This window comes from Tomitella cavernea, from assembly GCF_016599145.1.
GTDB lineage: Bacteria > Actinomycetota > Actinomycetes > Mycobacteriales > Mycobacteriaceae > Tomitella > Tomitella cavernae.
The window spans coordinates 24,675-43,466 of the sequence record NZ_JAENKO010000012.1; the positions used below are offsets into that span (position 1 = coordinate 24,675).

The 18,792-nt window shown below is 71.0% G+C and carries 19 protein-coding genes; 10 read left to right on the forward strand and 9 right to left on the reverse strand.

The genetic code is table 11. The annotated features are described in order from the left end of the window. Nucleotides 1–86: 86 nt before the first annotated feature. Complete coding sequence (coaA, locus tag JJ683_RS06705; RefSeq protein ID WP_200172440.1) at nt 87–1,019, forward strand: type I pantothenate kinase; 933 nt, start codon at nt 87–89, stop codon at nt 1,017–1,019. 3 nt (nt 1,020–1,022) lie between these two features. Here the strand turns inward: coaA and JJ683_RS06710 are convergent, their stop codons facing one another. Beyond that, nucleotides 1,023–1,670, reverse strand: coding sequence for a TetR/AcrR family transcriptional regulator (locus JJ683_RS06710; RefSeq protein WP_307810733.1), 648 nt, complete (start codon nt 1,668–1,670; stop codon nt 1,023–1,025). Nucleotides 1,671–1,833: 163 nt separating this feature from the next. On the opposite strand from JJ683_RS06710, the gene JJ683_RS06715 reads away from it, so the two are divergent. Genes JJ683_RS06715 through JJ683_RS06725 form a run of 3 tightly spaced genes read left to right on the forward strand, consistent with a single transcriptional unit; the run spans nt 1,834 to nt 5,458 of the window. Beyond that, nucleotides 1,834–3,201, forward strand: a complete 1,368-nt coding sequence (locus JJ683_RS06715) for a flavin-containing monooxygenase (protein ID WP_307810734.1) — start codon at nt 1,834–1,836, stop codon at nt 3,199–3,201. Beyond that, a complete protein-coding gene (locus JJ683_RS06720; RefSeq protein WP_200172443.1) occupies nt 3,198–4,391 on the forward strand; it encodes a serine hydrolase domain-containing protein in 1,194 nt (397 codons plus the stop codon). Before JJ683_RS06715 ends, JJ683_RS06720 begins: the two co-directional genes overlap by 4 nt. A gap of 29 nt (nt 4,392–4,420) precedes the next feature. Beyond that, nucleotides 4,421–5,458 carry an NAD(P)-dependent alcohol dehydrogenase gene (locus JJ683_RS06725; protein ID WP_200172509.1) on the forward strand — a complete coding sequence of 346 codons (1,038 nt, stop codon included), beginning with the start codon at nt 4,421–4,423 and terminating at the stop codon, nt 5,456–5,458. Between the two features lie 22 nt (nt 5,459–5,480). Here the strand turns inward: JJ683_RS06725 and JJ683_RS06730 are convergent, their stop codons facing one another. Continuing rightward, nucleotides 5,481–6,248: an isoprenyl transferase gene (locus JJ683_RS06730; protein WP_200172445.1), complete on the reverse strand. Its 768-nt coding sequence runs from the start codon at nt 6,246–6,248 to the stop codon at nt 5,481–5,483. Nucleotides 6,249–6,650: 402 nt separating this feature from the next. Here JJ683_RS06730 and JJ683_RS06735 point away from each other — a divergent pair, with 402 nt between their 5' ends. Further along, on the forward strand, nt 6,651–7,781 hold the full coding sequence (locus tag JJ683_RS06735) for a 3-deoxy-7-phosphoheptulonate synthase (protein ID WP_200172447.1): 1,131 nt from the start codon (nt 6,651–6,653) through the stop codon (nt 7,779–7,781). On the opposite strand, the gene JJ683_RS06740 is transcribed toward JJ683_RS06735, so the two are convergent. Genes JJ683_RS06740 through mca form a run of 3 tightly spaced genes read right to left on the reverse strand, consistent with a single transcriptional unit; the run spans nt 7,766 to nt 11,240 of the window. Next, on the reverse strand, nt 7,766–9,940 hold the full coding sequence (locus JJ683_RS06740) for a thioredoxin domain-containing protein (protein ID WP_200172449.1): 2,175 nt from the start codon (nt 9,938–9,940) through the stop codon (nt 7,766–7,768). The genes JJ683_RS06735 and JJ683_RS06740 overlap by 16 nt on opposite strands. 56 nt (nt 9,941–9,996) lie before the next feature. Further along, the gene (locus JJ683_RS06745) at nt 9,997–10,365 is read right to left on the reverse strand and encodes a hypothetical protein (RefSeq protein ID WP_372435253.1); all 369 of its coding nucleotides are present in this window, start codon (nt 10,363–10,365) and stop codon (nt 9,997–9,999) included. Further along, complete coding sequence (gene mca / locus JJ683_RS06750) at nt 10,362–11,240, reverse strand: mycothiol conjugate amidase Mca (protein ID WP_200172513.1); 879 nt, start codon at nt 11,238–11,240, stop codon at nt 10,362–10,364. Before mca ends, JJ683_RS06745 begins: the two co-directional genes overlap by 4 nt. A gap of 250 nt (nt 11,241–11,490) precedes the next feature. Here mca and JJ683_RS06755 point away from each other — a divergent pair, with 250 nt between their 5' ends. Together JJ683_RS06755 and greA are read left to right on the forward strand one after the other, a co-directional pair. Further along, nucleotides 11,491–11,991 carry a DUF4307 domain-containing protein gene (locus tag JJ683_RS06755; RefSeq protein WP_200172451.1) on the forward strand — a complete coding sequence of 167 codons (501 nt, stop codon included), beginning with the start codon at nt 11,491–11,493 and terminating at the stop codon, nt 11,989–11,991. A gap of 351 nt (nt 11,992–12,342) precedes the next feature. After that, complete coding sequence (gene greA / locus JJ683_RS06760) at nt 12,343–12,837, forward strand: transcription elongation factor GreA (protein ID WP_200172452.1); 495 nt, start codon at nt 12,343–12,345, stop codon at nt 12,835–12,837. 94 nt (nt 12,838–12,931) lie between these two features. Here the strand turns inward: greA and JJ683_RS06765 are convergent, their stop codons facing one another. Continuing rightward, the gene (locus JJ683_RS06765) at nt 12,932–13,405 is read right to left on the reverse strand and encodes a cupin domain-containing protein (protein ID WP_242474467.1); all 474 of its coding nucleotides are present in this window, start codon (nt 13,403–13,405) and stop codon (nt 12,932–12,934) included. Between the two features lie 220 nt (nt 13,406–13,625). On the opposite strand from JJ683_RS06765, the gene JJ683_RS06770 reads away from it, so the two are divergent. Further along, the gene (locus tag JJ683_RS06770; RefSeq protein WP_200172453.1) at nt 13,626–13,829 is read left to right on the forward strand and encodes a hypothetical protein; all 204 of its coding nucleotides are present in this window, start codon (nt 13,626–13,628) and stop codon (nt 13,827–13,829) included. Here the strand turns inward: JJ683_RS06770 and JJ683_RS06775 are convergent. After that, a complete protein-coding gene (locus tag JJ683_RS06775; RefSeq protein WP_200172454.1) occupies nt 13,805–13,978 on the reverse strand; it encodes a hypothetical protein in 174 nt (57 codons plus the stop codon). The genes JJ683_RS06770 and JJ683_RS06775 overlap by 25 nt on opposite strands. A gap of 14 nt (nt 13,979–13,992) precedes the next feature. Beyond that, nucleotides 13,993–14,394 (reverse strand): helix-turn-helix domain-containing protein, encoded by a 402-nt coding sequence (locus tag JJ683_RS06780; protein WP_200172455.1) that lies wholly within the window; start codon nt 14,392–14,394, stop codon nt 13,993–13,995. A gap of 93 nt (nt 14,395–14,487) precedes the next feature. Here JJ683_RS06780 and JJ683_RS06785 point away from each other — a divergent pair, with 93 nt between their 5' ends. After that, nucleotides 14,488–17,955: a helicase-related protein gene (locus tag JJ683_RS06785; RefSeq protein ID WP_242474468.1), complete on the forward strand. Its 3,468-nt coding sequence runs from the start codon at nt 14,488–14,490 to the stop codon at nt 17,953–17,955. 156 nt (nt 17,956–18,111) lie between these two features. Here JJ683_RS06785 and relB read toward each other — a convergent pair whose 3' ends face one another. After that, nucleotides 18,112–18,255, reverse strand: coding sequence for a type II toxin-antitoxin system RelB family antitoxin (relB, locus tag JJ683_RS06790; RefSeq protein ID WP_200172456.1), 144 nt, complete (start codon nt 18,253–18,255; stop codon nt 18,112–18,114). Nucleotides 18,256–18,509: 254 nt separating this feature from the next. Here relB and JJ683_RS06795 point away from each other — a divergent pair, with 254 nt between their 5' ends. Then, the gene (locus JJ683_RS06795; RefSeq protein ID WP_242474469.1) at nt 18,510–18,770 is read left to right on the forward strand and encodes a YrhK family protein; all 261 of its coding nucleotides are present in this window, start codon (nt 18,510–18,512) and stop codon (nt 18,768–18,770) included. Nucleotides 18,771–18,792: the final 22 nt, after the last annotated feature.

The window sequence follows — 18,792 nt, forward strand, 5'->3', positions numbered from 1 at the left end:
CCCTCGCCCCGGGCCCCCTACCGCGGCGGGCCCGCGCCGCAGCCGCGCGTGGACGCCGCGCCCGCGCGCGCCCAGGGGGTGCGCCAGTGTCGCGGATGACCGAGCCCAGCCCGTACATCGAGTTCGACCGACGCAGCTGGCGGGCGCTGCGCATGTCGACGCCCCAGGTGCTCACCGAGGACGACCTGTACAAGCTGCGCGGCCTGGGCGAGCAGATCGACCTCAAGGAGGTCGCCGAGGTCTATCTGCCACTGTCGCGTCTGATCCACCTGCAGGTGGCCGCGCGTCAGCGGTTGTTCGCCGCGACGGCCACGTTCCTCGGCGAGAAGCACCCGGAGCGCCAGGTTCCGTTCATCATCGGCGTCGCCGGGAGCGTCGCCGTCGGCAAGTCCACCACCGCCCGCGTGCTGCAGGCGTTGCTCGCGCGCTGGGACACCCACCCGCGCGTGGACCTGGTGACCACGGACGGGTTCCTGCACTCGACGAAGGAACTGGTGCGGCGGGGCATCATGCACCGCAAGGGCTTTCCGGAGAGCTACGACCGGCGGGCGCTGCTGCGGTTCGTCACCGAGGTCAAATCGGGTGCGCGCGAGGTGTCGGCGCCGGTGTACTCGCACATCTCCTACGACATCGTGCCCGACGAGAAGCAGGTCGTCCGGCAACCGGATATTCTCATCCTCGAGGGCCTCAACGTGCTCCAGACCGGACCGCGCCTGATGGTCTCCGACCTGTTCGACTTCTCGATCTACGTGGACGCGCGCATCGAGAACATCGAGAACTGGTACGTCAAGCGCTTCCTGGCCCTGCGCGGCACCGCCTTCGCGGACCCGGAGGCGCACTTCCACCACTATTCACGGCTGTCCGACGAGCACGCGACGATCGCGGCCCAGGAGATCTGGCACACCACCAACCGACCGAACCTGGTGGAGAACATCCTGCCCACCCGCCCGCGCGCCACGCTGGTGCTGCGCAAGGACGCCGACCACTCGATCAACCGGGTGCGCCTGCGCAAGCTCTGACGTTCAGCCGGGGGCCTGCAGCGCGGGAAACCAGATGCCGGCCAGGATCTCCGCGGCCGCGTCCCCGGTGAACTCGATGGTGCCCTGCACGGCCGAGCGGGTGAAGTACCGCTCGAGCTGGGTCACCAGCAGCTCCACCCGGAACCGCGCCTCATCCTGCCTGCCCTCCGGCCACCGGGCGAGGTAATGCGGCATGGCGGCGGTGAGCTCCACGATGGAGCGGCGCCCGACGGCCTGGAACTCCGGCTCCGCGGCCAGCGCCTCATCCCAGGTGGGCAGGATCTCCCGGTTGCGGTCGAACCAGTCGAGCGCCCGCACCACCCACGCGACGAACTCTGCGCGCGAGCCGGACTCGAGGACGGCGTCGAGGTCTCGGTAGACGCCGGCTGCGCGCTGCTGCATCGTCTCCGCGCTGATCCGGGCGAGCACGTCCATCTTGCCGGCGAAGTGCAGGTAGAACGTGGCCCGGCTGCACCCGACCTCGCGGGTGATGTCGTCCACGGTGACGGTGGCGTAGCCGCGCGCCACGAACAGCCCCCGCGCCGCGGTGAGCAGCGCCGTGCGCGTGCGCGCCTTCTGCTCATCACGCAGGGTGCGCGGCCTGCCGCCCTCGTTCCCGCGTTCGCGCACGGCCTCCGCCTGCTCTGTCACGCCACCACTTCCGTTCCCCTGCCGCCGAAACCGACGCGGTCTCCGACGCCGACTCTACAAACCGATCACTCACTAGACAGAGCGTCAGTGAAGCAGTATATGTGAAATGGATCATAGACGCTCCGCGGGCGCCACTGCGGGAGCGACGAGAAAGGACGGACCAGTGACGACGGACTTCCGGCCGGCATTTCCCGGCAACGCGGCATCGGACCGCACGGTGTGCATCATCGGGGCAGGGTGCTCCGGGTTCACCACGGCCAAGCGGCTCAAGGATTACGGCATCGCCTACGACTGCTTCGAGATGTCCGACGACGTGGGCGGCAACTGGTATTACAACAACCCCAACGGCAAGTCGGCCTGCTACCAGTCCCTGCACATCGACACCTCCACCACGCGGCTGGAGTTCGAAGAGTTCCCCGCCGACCCGGACTGGCCCGACTTCCCGCACCACTCGCTCATGCACCAGTACTTCCGCGACTACGTCGACCACTTCGGCCTACGCGAAACCATCACTTTCAACACGTCCGTCGAGCACGCGGCGCGGCGCCCGGGCGGAGGCTGGGACGTCCGGCTGAGCACGGGCGAGACGCGCACGTACGGCGCGCTCGTGGTCGCCAACGGCCACCACTGGAACCCCCGCTTCCCCGACTACTCCGGCACCTTCGACGGCACCATCATCCACAGCCACGACTACCGCAGCCCGTTCGAACCGGTGGACATGCACGGCAAGCGCGTCGTCGTGGTGGGCATGGGCAATTCGGGGCTGGACGTGGCCTCCGAGCTGTCCAACCGCACCGTCGCCGAACACGTGTGGGTGTCCGCGCGACGCGGCGTCTGGGTGCTGTCGAAGTACCGCGGCGGCAAGCCTGCCGACAAGATGATGATGCCGTCATGGATGCCGAAGAAGCTGGGGCTGAAGATCTCCCGGCGTGCCATCCGCAAGATAGTCGGCAACATGGAGGACTACGGCCTGCCCGCCCCCGACCACGAGCCCCTGGCCGCGCACCCCTCGGTGAGCATCGATTTCCTGGAGAAGTCCGGCTCCGGCGACCTCACCTGCGTGCCCGCCATCGAACGTCTCGACGGCGACGCGGTGGTGCTCACCGACGGGCGACGCATCGAGGCCGACGTCATCGTCTGCGCCACCGGATATCAGATGACCTTCCCGTTCTTCGACACGCCGGACCTGCAGCCCGATTCCGAACATCGGTATCCGCTGTTCAAGCGCATCATGAAGCCGGACGTGGACGACCTGTACTACGCGGGCCTGGCCCAGTCGTCGCCCACCATCGTCAACCTGGCCGAACAGCAGAGCAAGTTCATCGCCAAACACCTCAAGGGCATGTACCGGGCGCCCTCGGAGCAGCGGATGCGCGAGCTCATCGTCCACGACGAGAACAAGCACCTGGCCCAGTACTACAACGCGCCGCGCCACACCATCCAGATCGACTTCGCCCGGTACGCGCGCGACCTGCACGCCGAGATCGAGGCGGGCGAGCAGCGGGCCAGTGCGCTGGCGGGCGCCCGATGAACGGGGCTCCACGCACCGGATCAGCGGTCCGGAGCGGGGTACTGGAGGGGACGTGCGCTCCGGGGTTCGAGGGCGTGCGCGAACTGCTGGACCACAACCTGGCGACGGGCGCGGAGGTGGGGGCCTCGCTGTGCGTGATGCGCGGCGAAGAGGTGGTCGTCGACCTGTGGGGCGGCACCGCCGACGCCGCGACCGGCCGGCCCTGGACCCGCGACACCGTCGCCAACACCTACTCGCTGACGAAGACCGTGACGGCGCTGTGCGCGCTGCTGCTGGTCGAGCGCGGCCTGCTCGACCCGGACGCGCCCGTGTCCCACTACTGGCCGGAGTTCGCCGCGGCCGGCAAGGGCCCGGGCGGGTCAAACCCCGTGCTGGTCCGCCACGTTCTGGGGCATACCAGCGGCATGTCCGGCTGGGACCGGACGATGACGGTCGACGACCTCTACGACGGCCCGGCCGCCGCCGCGCTGCTGGCGGGCCAGAAGCCGTGGTGGGCGCCGGGAGAGGGGTCGGGCTATCACGCGATGTCGTTCGGCACGCTGGTCGGCGAGCTGGTGCGGCGCATCACAGGCCGGTCGCTGGGCGCGTTCCTCTCCGACGAGCTCGCCGGGCCGCTGGGCGCCGACTACTGGATCGGCGCGCCCCGTGCACTCCTCGACGCCCCCGAACGCGTTGCGACGATGGTGCCGCCCCCTCCGAGCGGATTCGACTACGCCTCCCTCCCCGCAGACAGCGTTCTGCGGCGCACCCTCACCAACCCTGCGTTCGCCCCGGCGCTCACCACCGACCCCGCCTTCATGGCCGCCGAGCTCGGCGCGGCCAACGGCCAGGGCAATGCGCGGTCGATCGCCCTGCTGCAGTCTCTCGTCGCCTGTGGCGGGACGGTGGGCGGACGCCGGTTCCTCGCACCCGCGACCATCGACCGGATCTTCGACGTCCAGTCCGACGGGCCCGACCGCGTGCTCGGTGTCCCCGTCCGGTTCGGGCTCGGCTGGGGGCTGCCGACCCCGTCGATGCCCGGCGTGCGCGCGGGGCGGGTGTGCTGGTGGACCGGATTCGGCGGTTCGGTGGTGGCCGCCGACGTCGACCGCGGCATCACCGTCGCGTACGTGATGAACAAGATGGGCCCCGGGCTCATCGGCGCGCCGCGGCCCAATGCCTACCTCGACGCCGTCTACGAGGCGCTGTGACCGGCGGTTCGGCAGCGCCCGGCCCGACCATGCGCGCCCTGCAGATCACCGGGCCGGGCAGGCTCGAGTGGCGCGAGGTCCCGGTGCCCGCACCGGCCGTGGGCCAGCTTCTGGTGCGGGTGGCGGCGGCCGGGGTCTGCCATTCGGATCTGCACGTGCTGCACGCGGACCGGCAGCGCCCGGCACCGATGACCCTCGGGCACGAAATCGCAGGCACCGTCGCCGCGGCCGGGGACGCCGTGTCCCCGATTCCTGTCGGCACGGCAGGAGTCGTCTACCTGTGCTGGTCCTGCGGATCCTGCCGGGAGTGCACGGCCGGCAGGCAGAACCTGTGCCTGGCCGCCGGTCGCTCCGCCATGCCCCCGTGCCCGGGGCTGATGGGCCACGACGGCGGCATGGCCGAGTACGTGGCGGTGCCGGCGTCGGCGTTCGTCCCCACCGACATCGCGCCCGTGCAGGCCGCGCCGTTGGCCGACGCGGCGTTGACGAGCTACCACGCGATCAACGGCACGCGGGAGCATCTTCGCCCCGGCGGCACTGCGGTGGTGATCGGCGTCGGAGGCCTCGGCCACATCGCCGTGCAGATCCTGCGCGCGGTCAGCCCGGCGCGGGTCGTGGCCGTCGACCTCGCCCAGGACAAGCTCGACACCGCCACACGGCTGGGAGCGGACGTCGCCCTGGCCGCCGACGACACCGCTGCGGAGACGATCCTGCGGCTCACCGGGGGCCGCGGGGCGGACGCGGTGTTCGACTTCGTCGGCGTCGACGCGACCGCGCAGCTGGCGGTCCGCACGGTGGCGCCCGGCGGGGCGTACAGGATGGTCGGGCTCGGCGGCGGCGCTCCGGGGATCGCAGCCGACGGCGCCCTGGGCGACGCCTGGCCCTGGGGCGCGAGCATCAGAAAGTCCTACGCCGGGACGCGCAATGACCTCGTCGATTCGCTGGCGCTCGCCGCGTCGGGTGCAATCCGCGCGGACATCGAGACGTTCCCGCTCGCCGAGGGCCCCGCGGTGTTCGCACGCCTCGAGCGCGGCGAGATCCTGGGCCGGGCGGTGCTGATCCCGTGAGGTGGTGCTGATCCCGTGAGGGTCAGGCCCCGTACCGGCGGTGCCGCGCGGAATAGTCGCGCAGGGCGCGCAGGAAGTCGACGCGGCGGAACTCCGGCCAGTACACCTCGGTGAACCAGATCTCCGAATACGCGCTCTGCCACAGCAGGAAGCCGGACAGACGCTGCTCCCCCGAGGTGCGGATCAACAGGTCCGGGTCCGGCTGGCCTGAGGTGTAGAGGTGGGCTCCGATGGCCTCCGGAGTGATCGAGTCCACCAGCTGCTCGCCGGCGGCACCGTCCGCAAGCTCCTTGCGCAGCAGCGACTTGACGGCGTAGCAGATCTCCTGGCGGCCGCCGTATCCCACTGCGATGTTCACCTGCGTACCTGTGCACCCCTCCGTGCGCTCCGACGCCGCGCGCAGCCGCTTGGCCTGGTCGTCCGGCAGCAGCTCGAGCGCCCCCACGATGCACACGCGCCAGTTGCGTTCCGGCCCGGAGAGCTCGTCCACCACGTCGGTGATGATCTCGAAGAGCACCTCGAGCTCGGCCGGATCACGGTTGAGATTCTCCGTGGACAGCAGGTAGATGGTGGCCATCTCGACGCCCGCACTGTCGCACCAGCCGAGCATCTCGGCGATCTTGCGCGCCCCCATGCGGTGACCGTGGCTGATGTCGTCGAAGCCGTTCTCGCGGGCCCACCGGCGGTTGCCGTCGCACACCACCCCGACGTGCCGCGGCCGGGGCCTGCCCTCGAGCCCTCGCCGGAGATGCTGCTCATAGAGCCGGTACAGCGGGTTGCGCACGTTCACCGCCTATTCGTCGATGCACCGGCCGGGATGTCCGCGGGCCCGGTCCGCCCCGGGTGAGCCTACGCCCCGCCCCACAGCGCGCCGTACCTGGACACGGGGGCAGGACCCGGACATGCGGCCCGGGCGCTGGTGCGGCGCGAGTGACCGCCGGGACCGCGACGCGCGTCTCTCTGGTACGCTCGTCCGCGTGATCAGTCCACTCAGCGCACGCGCCTATTGGCGCTTTACCACGGCTCCGGATGGGGCCGTTGGTCGCGCACGCTGATCAACTTCCGCATCCGGAGCCCAAGGCAGAGACCCACGGTCTCTGCCTTTCGTCATGAAAGACGGGCTTCCGGACCGGATCGCGGACGGGGCCCGCTCCGCAGAGCAGTTCCCTCACCACACCGAAAGGCCCTGACCGTGACCACGATCCTCGACTCCCCCGCCGGCGCCGCGAGCACCACCGACCGCAACGTGGCGGGCTTCGACCACCTGCCCACGCCGCGCGAGCTGGTGGGCGCACAGCCGCTGGGCACGGACCGGGCCCGCCTGGTGGAGCGCAGCCGCGACGAGATCGCCCGCGTGCTCGACGGCACCGACGACCGCGTCCTGCTCGTCGTCGGCCCGTGCTCCGTCCATGACCCCGACGCGGCCCGCGACTACGCCGCCCGGCTCGCCGCGGTGGCCCGCGAAGTCCGCGAGGACGTCCTCGTGGTGATGCGCGTGTACTTCGAGAAGCCACGCACCACCACCGGCTGGAAGGGTCTCATCAACGACCCCGGCCTGGATGAGACGTTCGACGTGCCCCGCGGCCTGCGCATGGCCCGTGAGCTGCTGCTCGACGTACTCGACGCGGGGCTTCCGGTGGGCTGCGAGTTCCTCGAGCCCATCAGCCCCCAGTACATCGCCGACGCCGTGTCGTGGGGCGCCATCGGCGCGCGCACCACCGAGAGCCAGGTGCACCGCCAGCTCGCGTCCGGGCTGTCGATGCCCATCGGGTTCAAGAACGCCACCGATGGCAACGTGCAGGTGGCCGTCGACGGCTGCGGTGCCGCCCGCGCCCCGCACGTGTTCTTCGGAAGCACCGAGGACGGCCGTACCGCGATCGTCCGCACCCGCGGCAACGTCGCGGGCCACGTGATCCTGCGCGGCGGGCGCGGCGGCAGCAACTACGCGGCCGGTGACGTGGCCGGCGCCGTCGAGCGGCTGCGCGCTGCCGGGCTCGCCGAGCGGGTCATGATCGACGCGAGCCACGCCAACAGCGGCAAGGACGACGTGCGCCAGGTCGCCGTGGCCCGCGAGATCGCCGGGCGGATCGCGGCCGGCGAGGACGCGATCGCCGCCGTCATGCTCGAGAGCTTCATCGAGGCCGGCAATCAGGGCCTCGACGCCGAGCCGCTCGTCTACGGCAAGTCGGTCACCGACAAGTGCATGGCCTGGGGCGATACCGTCGACCTGCTCCGTGATTTCGCCGCGGCGGTGCGCACCGCACGCCAGGTGCGCATCGCCGCGGCCAACGGCGCGCCGTCCGCCGGTCAGATGAAGGTCTGACCGGGTTCGGTGCCCGGTGGCGGGAACAGCAGCCGGTCGGCCGCGGAATCGGCGCGGTGCGCGGCCCCGCTGTCCCCTGCGGGGCCCCGCAGCGACGCCTCGAGCAGGCCCCGCAGCTCTGTCTCCGACGTGGACGGCCTGTCGCACACGAAGTGCCGGCACACGTAGGCGGTCGCCTGGTCGCGCAGCAGCGGGCGGTCCGCCAACAGCGGCGTGGAGTCCCTCGGGCCGCCCACCACCACCGCGCCGCCCGGCGCGAGGCGCCGCGCCAGCGCCACCATGCCGCTGTCGCCCGGGGCGTGCGCGATGGCCACCTGCATCGGGCCGTGCTCGGCCGCCTCGGCGACCGCCAGCCAGTTGCCCGCCGACCGCGGCGCGCGTTCGAGCAGCACGGCTGCGCGGTCCAGCGACGACTCGGCGGCCGTGCGGTACCCGGCGGCGGAGCCGGCGTCGGCCAAGGCGGAGGCCGTCAGCAGCGCGTCGGTGATCGCCGACGCGCCGGAGGGGGTGGCGCCGTCCACCGGGTCGCGCGGCCGGTGCACCAGCGTCTCCGCGTCCGCGGCGGTGTCGAACCAGCTGCCGGGCGAGTCCGGGTCGGCGAACAGGTCGACGGCAGTGTCGATGAGGTCCTGCGCCTCGGTGAGCCACTCCTGCGCGCCCGTGGCGCAGTGCAGCGCCAGCAGGCCCGACGCCAGGTACGCGTAGTCCTCGAGCACCGCGGCGGCCGCGCCCACGCGCCCGCCCAGCGAAGACCGCCGCAGTCGGCCGTCCACCTTGTGCGTGCCCAGGAGCAGGCGCGCGCAGTCCTCCGCCGCAGTCAGCCACGCGTCCTCCGCCGAGCCGCCGACGGGCCCCGCACCCTCGCCGCCTTCCGACCCGTCGCCGAGGCTCGCGCGCCACGACCATGCCTCGACGAGAGCCAGGATCGCCATGCCGTTCCATGCCGTGACAACCTTGTCATCGCGACCCGGTTGCGGCCTGCTGTTCCGGGCCCGCAGCAGCCGCGCGCGCACGTCCGCCCACCGCGCAGGATCGTCCGGTTCCTCGCGCAACTGCAGCACAGAGGCGCCCGCCTCGAACGTGCCGGACTCGGTGACGCCCAGCAGCTTGGCCGCCCACGCGCCGTCGTCCTCTCCTACCGCGGCGGCGAGTTGGTCGTGCGTCCAGACGTAGGTGGCTCCCTCGACCCCGTCGGTATCGGCGTCCAGCGCTGAGGCGAATCCGCCCTCTGGCGTGCGGAGATCGCGCAGCAGGAACTCCGTGCAGTCGCCCGCCACGCGTCCCGCGGCCACCGACCCCGTGCGCCGGGCCAGGTGGGCGTACACACGCAAGAGCAACGCATTGTCGTAGAGCATCTTCTCGAAGTGCGGCACCACCCACCCGGGATCCACCGAGTACCGCGCGAAGCCGCCGGCGAGCTGGTCGTGGATGCCGCCGCGCGCCATCACGTCGGCAGTGCGGCGCACCGCCTGCAGCGCCGGCGCCGAGCCCGTGCGCTCGTGATGCCGCAGCAGCCCCTCGAGTAGTGCCTGCGGCGGGAACTTGGGGGCACCGCCGAACCCGCCGTGCACAGCGTCCTCGTCATCGAGGACCGCGCCCACCGCATCGTCGAGCAGCGCCGCGCCCACGGGCCGGGTGCCGTCGGGCAGTACCTGCGCCGCCGCCTGCAGGTGTTCGACCACCGAGGCCGCGGCGGTGCGCACTTCGTCGCGGCGGGTGGCCCAGGTATCGCTGATGGCGGTGAGCAGTTGCACGAAGCCGGGCATGCCGCCGCGCGGGGCCGGCGGATAGTAGGTGCCCGCGTAGAACGGTGCGGCGTCGTCCGGGGTGAGGAAGCACGTCATGGGCCAGCCGCCCTGCCCGGTCAACGCGACGGTGGCGTTCATGTACACCGCGTCCAGGTCGGGCCGCTCCTCGCGGTCCACCTTGATGCACACGAAGTTGTCGTTCATCACCTGCGCCACCGCCGGGTCCTCGAAGGACTCGTGGGCCATCACATGGCACCAGTGGCACGACGAGTACCCGATCGACAGCAGGACGGGGACGTCGCGTTCGCGCGCCTCGGCGAACGGGGCGTCACCCCACTGCTGCCAGTGCACCGGGTTGCCGGCGTGCTGACGCAGATACGGGGAGGTGGCGTCGGCCAGTTCGTTGGTCATGCCTCCACGCTAGGCCGCGTGGACGGCCGCGGGGGCGGGATCGGGCGGCCGCCGGGCTATGCCCCCGGTTTTCCGGGTCCGTCGGCCGACCCGGTGCCGTCGCCGGCCGGCTTCCCGTCCGGCACTACCGAGCCGCCGCCGTCTGAGCCGTCGCCGTCGGGCCCGCCTGCGGCGGACGCGCCGCCGTCGTTGCCGGCGCCGCCCTGATCGTCGTCGGTGTCGAACGACTTGGGCACCTTCTTGAGCTGACGGTTCATCGATCGCATGAGGAAGACGATGCCCACCAGAAGAGCCAGGATGAGCAGCAGCCCCAGCGGCGACGCCTTGCCGAACTCGGCACCGCGCCCGCCGGTGAGATCCTTATTGCCCCAGTCGGCCAACACGACGGCGCCCTGCGCCGCGGCCAGGGACACGGCGCCGGTCACGACGCCGCCTCCCCGTCCAGCCCGGCGAACAGGTCGCTCTCGGGGATGGCTGTGCGCACGGTGGTCTTGGCCAGCTCGAACTCCTCGGTGGGCCACAGCCGCTGCTGCGTCTCCAACGGCACCACGAAGAAGTTGCCGTTGGGGTCGATCTGGGTGGCGTGCGCGATGAGCGCCTTGTCGCGGTGGGGGAAGAACTCCGCGCACTCGATCTGCGTGGTGACACGGGCCATCAAATCGCCCTGTTCGGTTTTCCACCGGTCCAACCAGGCAGCGAACGGGTTGGCCTTGCCGGCCTCCTCCATCGCCTCGCCGAACAGCTGCAGACGCTTACGGATGAAGCCGTGCGTGTAGTAGACCTTGCTGACCTGCCAGGGCTCGCCCGCGTCCGGGTAGGCCTCGGGGTCAGCCGCCGCCTCGAAGGCCGCCATCGACACCTCGTGGCATTTGATGTGGTCGGGGTGCGGGTAGCCGCCGTTCTCGTCGTAGGTGATCATCACGTGCGGCCGGAACGCGCGGATCTGCCGGACCAGCGCCTCCGTGGGGACCTCGAGCGGCTCCAGGGCGAAGCAGCCCTCCGGCAAGGGCGGCAACGGATCGCCCTGCGGCAGCCCCGAATCGACGAAGCCCAGCCACGTCTGCCGCACGCCGAGGATCGCGGCCGCGGCGGCCATCTCCTCGCGCCGCACGTCCGGCATCCGGTCGCGCACCCCCTCGACGTCCATCGCCGGATTGAGGATGTCGCCGCGTTCGCCGCCGGTCAGGGTGACCACCAGGACGTCGTTACCCTCGGCGGCGTACTTGGCCATGGTCGCCGCGCCCTTGCTCGACTCGTCGTCGGGGTGGGCATGCACCGCCATGAGCCGGTAGGTGCTCACTGGAATCTTCACCTCGAAATCTGTGCGGACCGGATGGCTGGTGGAACGGAGTACACGCACACGCCGCGGGTCCGGTTCCGCTGGCGGCCCCGCAGCATCGGCACCCGCTCCCGCGAATACCACATGTACCCGCTCCATGGTCCCATCCCCACGGGGTCGCCCGCCACCGGCCCACCCCCTGTGACCCGCGTCTACCTCGACAGCCCTGCAGCGGCGTCCGCCTCCCCGATCGTGGTAAGAACGGTCTGACATGAACACTGAGGACGAGGCCATGAACTCCACCGACGGGGACGCCTCCCGCGGGAATGCCACCGGTGCGCCGACACCGTCGGCGCGGTACGAGACCGGCCGGCTCTCCCCCAAGGGGCGCAAGGCCGTGCTCATCGTTCTCGTCATCGGCGTGGTCCTGCTCGGCGCGGGAGCCGCGTATTCGTACTACTCCTCCCTCGGCAGCACCGACCTGGAGGGCCAGGCCATCCGTTACGAGGCCCTGGACGACACCGAGATGGCGGCCGACATCTCGCTGACCCGCGACGATCCCTCCGACCCTGCCATGTGCGTCATCCGCGCGCGCAACCGTGAGGGCGTCGAGGTGGCCCGCCGGGAGGTCTTCTTCCCGCCCACCCAGTTCGATTCCACCGTCGTCACCACGAAGCTGCACACCTCCTCGCCGGGCGGCGTCGTGGACGTGTACGGATGCACCTACGACGTGCCCGCCTACCTGGGCACCGACACGCCGCCGGGGAGTTGATGCACCGGCGATGACGTGACAGTCCGCCCCGCGGCGGACACCGATACTCCGACACGGGCCGTCCCGACAGCGATGCGGCCGGCCCGGCGTACCGGCGGATACGTTTACGCCACGCGTTTCGGTGGTACATTGGTCGCGTACACGGCTCCGGGCGAGTCGTGTACTGCTGCATTAACGGCAGCTGCATTCTATGCGGCTGCCGGGGACGCGCCGAGGGATTCGGCGCGGTCCCCGACACCGAACCGATCCCCGTGGCGGACATCCGGCCGCCACGGGTCGAGGCCGTCCGGGCAGCCGGCGAGACCAGCCGGCCACCCGCTCGCGGCCACGAACGACCATGGAGCGACCGACATGACTGATACGCAGGAGACCTGGCTCACCCAGGAGTCGTACGACCGGCTCAAGGCGGAACTGGATGGCCTCGTCGCGAATCGTCCCGTGATCGCCGCCGAGATCAACGAACGCCGCGAGGAAGGCGACCTCAAGGAGAACGGCGGCTACCACGCGGCCCGCGAGGAGCAGGGACAGCAGGAGGCGCGCATCCGCCAGCTGCAGGAGTTGCTCGGCAACGCCAATGTGGGCGTGGCCCCCACCAAGTCGGGTGTCGCGCTCCCCGGCTCCGTCGTCGAGGTCTACTACGGCGACGACGAGTCCGACACGGAGAAGTTCCTCATCGCCACGCGCGAGGAGGCCTCCGCCGAAGACGAGATGCAGATCTACTCCCCCAGCTCCCCGCTGGGCGGCGCCCTCATCGACGCCAAGGCCGGTGAGACCCGCGAGTACCTCGTGCCCAGCGGCCGGACGATGAAGGTCACGCTGCTGAGCGCGGAACCGTACAAGGGCTGACCACCGCTCAGCGAAGAACGACTATTGCCTCGACGGCCGCCCGGCACCACACGGTGCCGGGCGGCCGTCGTCTCTGCGGGGCCGGCCGAACCCATCAGTCGAGCATCCGGAAATCCGCGAAGTCGAAGCCGGGGACGACGACGCAGCCGACGAGGCCGGCGTCGTCGCCGAGCGGCTGCGCGCGCTGCCAGCACCACTCGGGCACCACGGCCTGCGGCGACTCGCCGCGCTCCACGTCCGTGCCGACAACGCGGACGATGGTGTCACGCGGCGCGTCCCCCGTTCCGCCGAGTTCGAGGGCTACGGGCCCGCCCCGGTGGTGCAGCCACAGCTCCGCGCCGGGCACGCGGTGCCATGCCGACTGCTGCCCGGGCGCGAGCAGGAACAGAATCGAGGTGCCCGCCGAGCGCGGCCCCTGGAACCCGGGCGGGAGCGCCGCCGCGGCCAGCGTGGTCCCGCTGCGCCAGGTCTCGCGGAACCATCCGCCCTCCGGGTGCGGCTCGAGTCCGAGCCCCCCGGCCCAATCCGGCAGCGGAAAATTCATCGTCGCGTAGTCGCAGCCGTCCATGCACCGATCACACCGCATTCTGAGCTCGGATGCACGCGAGGGCCGGCCCGTCACGACCCGGCGGCCGTCACGTCACAGCTTCGTGACAAGACTCACCCGTATTCGCGGACGGCGTTACAATCAGGGTGAGCCCAACACTCGGCAGGGCCCCGGTGTGCAAAACCGCTTCCGGGAGCGCCCAGCGCGAACAGCGGCTTCACATGGAAAGGGCGGTAGCGACATGGATTCGACAGTGCGGGAAGACGAGTTCGACGCCCGTTCAGGCAACCGGGTGCGTACGCGGACCATGGCGGAATACCTGACGGATCACCCGATGAAGGGGATGTTCCCTCCCACCAGTGAGCTCGCCACCAGGGTGGTCATGGCGATCAGCTACCTGCTTATCCTGGCCGCCATCATCTACATCGTGGTGCGGGCGGTGTAGACGGCCCACCGCGCCCCGGAGGCGACGTCCGGGTCCCGACGATCCGCGTCAGCCGTATCGAATTCGATGACGGCCACGCTCGTCATCGCGAAGATCGCGATCACGAGGACCGTCGGGAGCACGACGCCGCCCCGGAGATACTGCATCATTCCCCCGCCCCTGGTCAGTCGCGTCGCAGTGCCCTGAGCGACCGCGGCGATGCCTCTTCGCGCGGCAGCTCGGTCATGAGTTGTCGGCTCAGTTGCACTTCCACGGCGCCCCACGCCGTGTCGTCGGCGGTCTCCCGCGAGCGCAACGTCACCGCTGTGGCCGCATCCGGCATGAGCATCTCCGGCGGCACGCGCAGCACACGCGCCAGGCTGTACACGGTGGACAGGTGCGGGTCGGCCGACCCGCCGTCGCGGCTGGTGTTGCGCTCCAGGTTGGACACCTGGTTGCGGTGCATGCCGCTCAGATGCGCCAGCTGCTCCTGGGTGAGGTTGCGGTGGCGGCGGATGTACCGGAGCCGACGGCTGAACGAGAAGCCGTAACTCGGCCACTCCAGCTCATCATCGGTTCTCGCCACGCGATTACGGTGTCGCAGCGCACCCGCAAAGTCTGCACAGTACGTTGTGCATGCAGTGTGATTTTTGCGGCGGCAGCGACGAGGGGAGCACGGTTGGACCACGAACAGCCCGCCAGCACCGAGCACGACGGCACCACCGAAGACGACGGCACCGCTGTTTGGCCGTTCGATGCCGACCCCGCCCGATTCCGCCTGGCCGCCGAGGCGTTGCGCATCCGCATGGCGGGCCTGCACGACCCGATGGTGGCCGTCACCTCCAGCGAGGTCCGCCCGCTGCCGCATCAGATCCGCGCCGTCTACGGCGAGTTGCTGCCCCGCACTCCCCTGCGGTTCCTGCTGGCCGACGACCCGGGCGCAGGCAAAACCATCATGGCCGGGCTGTACGCCAAGGAGCTGATGCTGCGCGGCGACCTCACGCGGATGCTCGTGATCGCGCCCGGTTCGCTGGTAGAGCAGTGGCGCGAGGAGCTGGCGACCCGCTTCGACATCCACGCCCGCGTGCTGGACCGCCCGCTCATCGAACGCTCGCCGCAGAGTGACCCGTTCCCCGGCCATCAGCTGATGATCGCCCGCATGGACCAGCTGGCCCGCGACGAACGACTGCAGGAGCATCTGGCCGCCTCCGAGTGGGACCTGATCGTGGTGGATGAGGCGCACCGGATGTCCGCGCGCTGGTGGGGCGGCGAGCTCAAGACCACCCGCCGCTATGAATTGGGCCGGTCGCTGGACGCCATCACCCGCCACCTGCTGCTCATGACCGCCACCCCGCACAGCGGCAGCGAGGAGGACTACCAGGCGTTCCTGGCTCTGCTGGACCCCGACCGCTTCGCCGGCCGGTACCGCGAGGGCGCGCACACCCTCGACACCACCGGCATCATGCGGCGCATGGTCAAGGAAGAGCTGCTCACCTTCGAGGGCACGCCGCTGTTCCCCGAGCGCGTCGCCGAGACCGTGCCCTACAGCCTCTCCCCCGCGGAGCGCGAACTCTACGAGGCGGTCACCGACTACGTCCGCACCGAGATGAACCGGGCCGAGGCGCTCAACGGTTCCCGCACGCGCACCGTGGGTTTCGCGCTCACCGTGCTGCAGCGGCGGCTCGCCTCCAGCGCGCACGCCATCGCCCGGTCGCTGGCCCGCCGCCGCGACCGGCTCCGCACCCGGCTGGACGACATGGAGAACGGGCGCTACGACGCCGCGCAGCGTCCCGCGCACCTGCCGCACCGCATCCCCGACCTCGACGACCTCGACGCTGCGGAGGCGGAGCTGCTCGAGGAGCAGGTGGCCGACGCCGCCACCGCCGCGGAGACGGCCGCCGAGCTGCGCGTGGAGATCGCCCGGCTCGACCAGCTCGTCGAGTTGGCGACGTGGGTGCGTGACGGCGGCCAGGACCGCAAGTGGGCCGAGCTGCGTATGCTGTTGCTGGACCGCGCGCTGCTGCGGGCGGCGGACGGCACGCCGCGCAAGCTCATCGTGTTCACCGAGCACCGCGACACCCTCGACCACCTGGCCGCCCAGATCGAAGGCCTGCTGGGGCGGCCCGACGCGGTGCTCACCATCCACGGCGGCACTCCGCGCGCCCGGCGGCACGCGATCCGCGAGCGGTTCACGCACGACCCCACCGCGCAGGTGCTCGTCGCCACCGACGCCGCCGGCGAGGGACTGAACCTGCAGGCCGCGCACCTGATGATCAACTACGACCTGCCGTGGAACCCCAACCGCATCGAGCAGCGGTTCGGGCGCATCCACCGCATCGGCCAGGAGCATGTGTGCCGCCTGTGGAACCTGGTGGCCGACGACACCCGCGAGGGCCAGGTGTTCACCCGGCTGCTGGAAAAGATGGACGCCCAGCGCAAAGCCTACGGCGGGCGGCTGTTCGACGTGCTCGGCGAGGCGTTCTCCGAGCAGCCGCTGCGCGACCTGCTGGTGCGCGCCGTCCGCTACGGCGACGATCCCGCGCGGATGCGCGAGCTGCAGTCTGTCGTGGACGCCGAGGTGTCCGCCGGGCTCACGTCGCTCGTGCACGAGCGGGCACTGGCCCGCGAGACCATCGGCCCTGTCGAGCTCGAGCGCATGCGCCGCACCATGGACGAGGCGCGGGCCCGGCGTCTGCAGCCGCACTACGTGGAGTCGCTGTTCACCGAGGCGTTCCGCCGGCTCGGCGGCGCCATCGCGCCGCGCGAGGGCACCCGCCGCGAGATCACGCACGTGCCGGCGGCGCTACGCCGCGTCGAGGCCGGCGATCCGGGGGCGCGTCCGGTGACCACCCGCTACCACCGGGTGACGTTCGACCCCGACGACGTCGATCGGGCGGGCGCCCCGCGCGCCGAGCTGCTCGCCCCCGGCCACCCCCTGGTGGACGCGGTACTGGACGCGACGATCGCGCAGAACGGCGACGCGTTGCGCCGGGGCGCGGTGCTGTGCGTCGCCGGAGATGCCGAGCGGGGCGGGAAGGGTGACGGGGGCGTGCGCCTGCTCGTCGCGCTGACCAGTGAAGTGGTCGACGGGGACGGATCCGTGGTGGACAAGCGCTTCGCCTTCGTCGCCCTGGATTCCCAGGGCCGCGGCCACGACCTGGGCATGGCCCCGTATCTGGACGCGGGGCCGCCGCCCGCGGGGTTGGACGTGGGAGCTGCGGCGGCCGAGCTCGGCGGCGCGTCCGCGGCCCGGTCGATGGCGCTGCACTGGGCGGCGAGCGAGTTCCAGCCGGGCCAGCTCGACGAGGTGCGCGGGCGGGTGGGGCCGATCGTGGAGCGCACCCGCGCCGCCGTGACCAAGCGGCTCACCCAGCAGATCAACTTCCTGCACGCCGAGGCGACGCGGGTCAAGCAGGCGCAGGAGGCCGGGTCGACGCGGGCGGTGCGGACCCCGCCGGCCCGACTGCGCTCGCGCGCCGACACGCTGGAGCAGCGGATGCAGGCCCGACGCGCACAGCTCGACGCGCGGGGGCGTTTGACGGTGCTGCCGCCGGAGATTATCGGGGCAGCCATCCTGGTGCCGGCATCGATGGCGGCGGCACCCGTGAGTTCTGCTCCGACGGCAGGGGCGCCACCTGCACCGGCTGATACGCCAACAGACGGTTCCGCGGAACCGGGCTCGCCCGCGGTACAGGACGGTTCCGCGGAACCGCGCCGGGTTCCGGAATCCTCCACCCCGCCACCGCGGCACGCCGTCGACACGGTCACCTCGGACCGCCGTGCGGTCGCCATGGTGCTGGCCGCCGAGCGCGCGCTGGGCCGAACGCCCGAGGAGATGCCGCACAACAACCCGGGCTTCGACGTCCGCTCCACCACCGCCGACGGCCGGACCATCTTCATCGAGGTGAAGGGCCGGGTGATGGGTGCGGACACGTTCTTCGTCACGCGCAACGAGGTGACCACCGGGCGGAATGCGGGCAAGGAGCACCGGCTGGCGCTGGTCGCCGTGAGCCCCGAGGGACCCGAGCACGATCAGCTCCGGTACGTCGTGGATGCGTTCCGGCGCTGGAACTTCGGCTCGTTCGCCGCCACCGGCATCGAGGCCAAGTGGCGCGACGTGTGGGAGGCCGGTGGTGCGCCGGTGTGAAGCAGGTCAGCCCGGCTGGACGACCTGGCGATCGAGCCTTCGCGCTGCTCTATCGAATCTGGTGGTCGTCCGGAGTTGCCAGCCCGTCACACCCCAGCTCATCCCAGAGGTCCTGGGCCGGCCGACTCGCCTTGTCCGATTCTTCCCACTCCTGCACTACGGCATCCCCCAGAACTTCTCTTCCAGCTCGTCGAGGTGCTCTCGGAGCGCCTCACGCACATAGAACGACTTCGAACGGCCGGTGCGTTTGGCCAGCCGATCCAAGCGTGCCTCTTCCCCCAGCGTGAGCCTGATCGACATGGACACACCACCGCCTCCTGCGATACAAGTATCGCAGGAGGCGGTGGCCGCCGCCACCGGCATCGAGGCAAACTGGCGTTGTCATTCTCAGTGGCGCACCTCGTCGAGCGACTCCGGCCTGCGCTGCGCGGGCGCGGCGGGAACGATCGACTCTGAAGCCAGACCCGATCAGCACCCGAGCGGAGGCACCTATGCCCGCACCACCACGCGGACCGGCCGGTATGGAATCCGGGCCGGGACCCGTCATCGTTCACATGGGACCGGAAGAGCTGGTGATCCGCCATCGGTACGAGGTCCTCAGCATCGCCAACGACATCCTGATCGGCATCTGGTTCGTCATCGGCAGCTTTTTCTTCTTCTTCGAGACCCTCACCTTCGCCGGCACGTGCCTGTTCGTGATCGGCAGCGTCGAGATGCTCATCCGCCCGGTCATCCGCCTGGCCCGCAGCGTGCATTTGCGTCGGTACCAGGAGTCCGGCTCCGGCGGTGCCACAGAGACGGGATACGACTTTTGACCCCCGGCACCGGGACCGACGA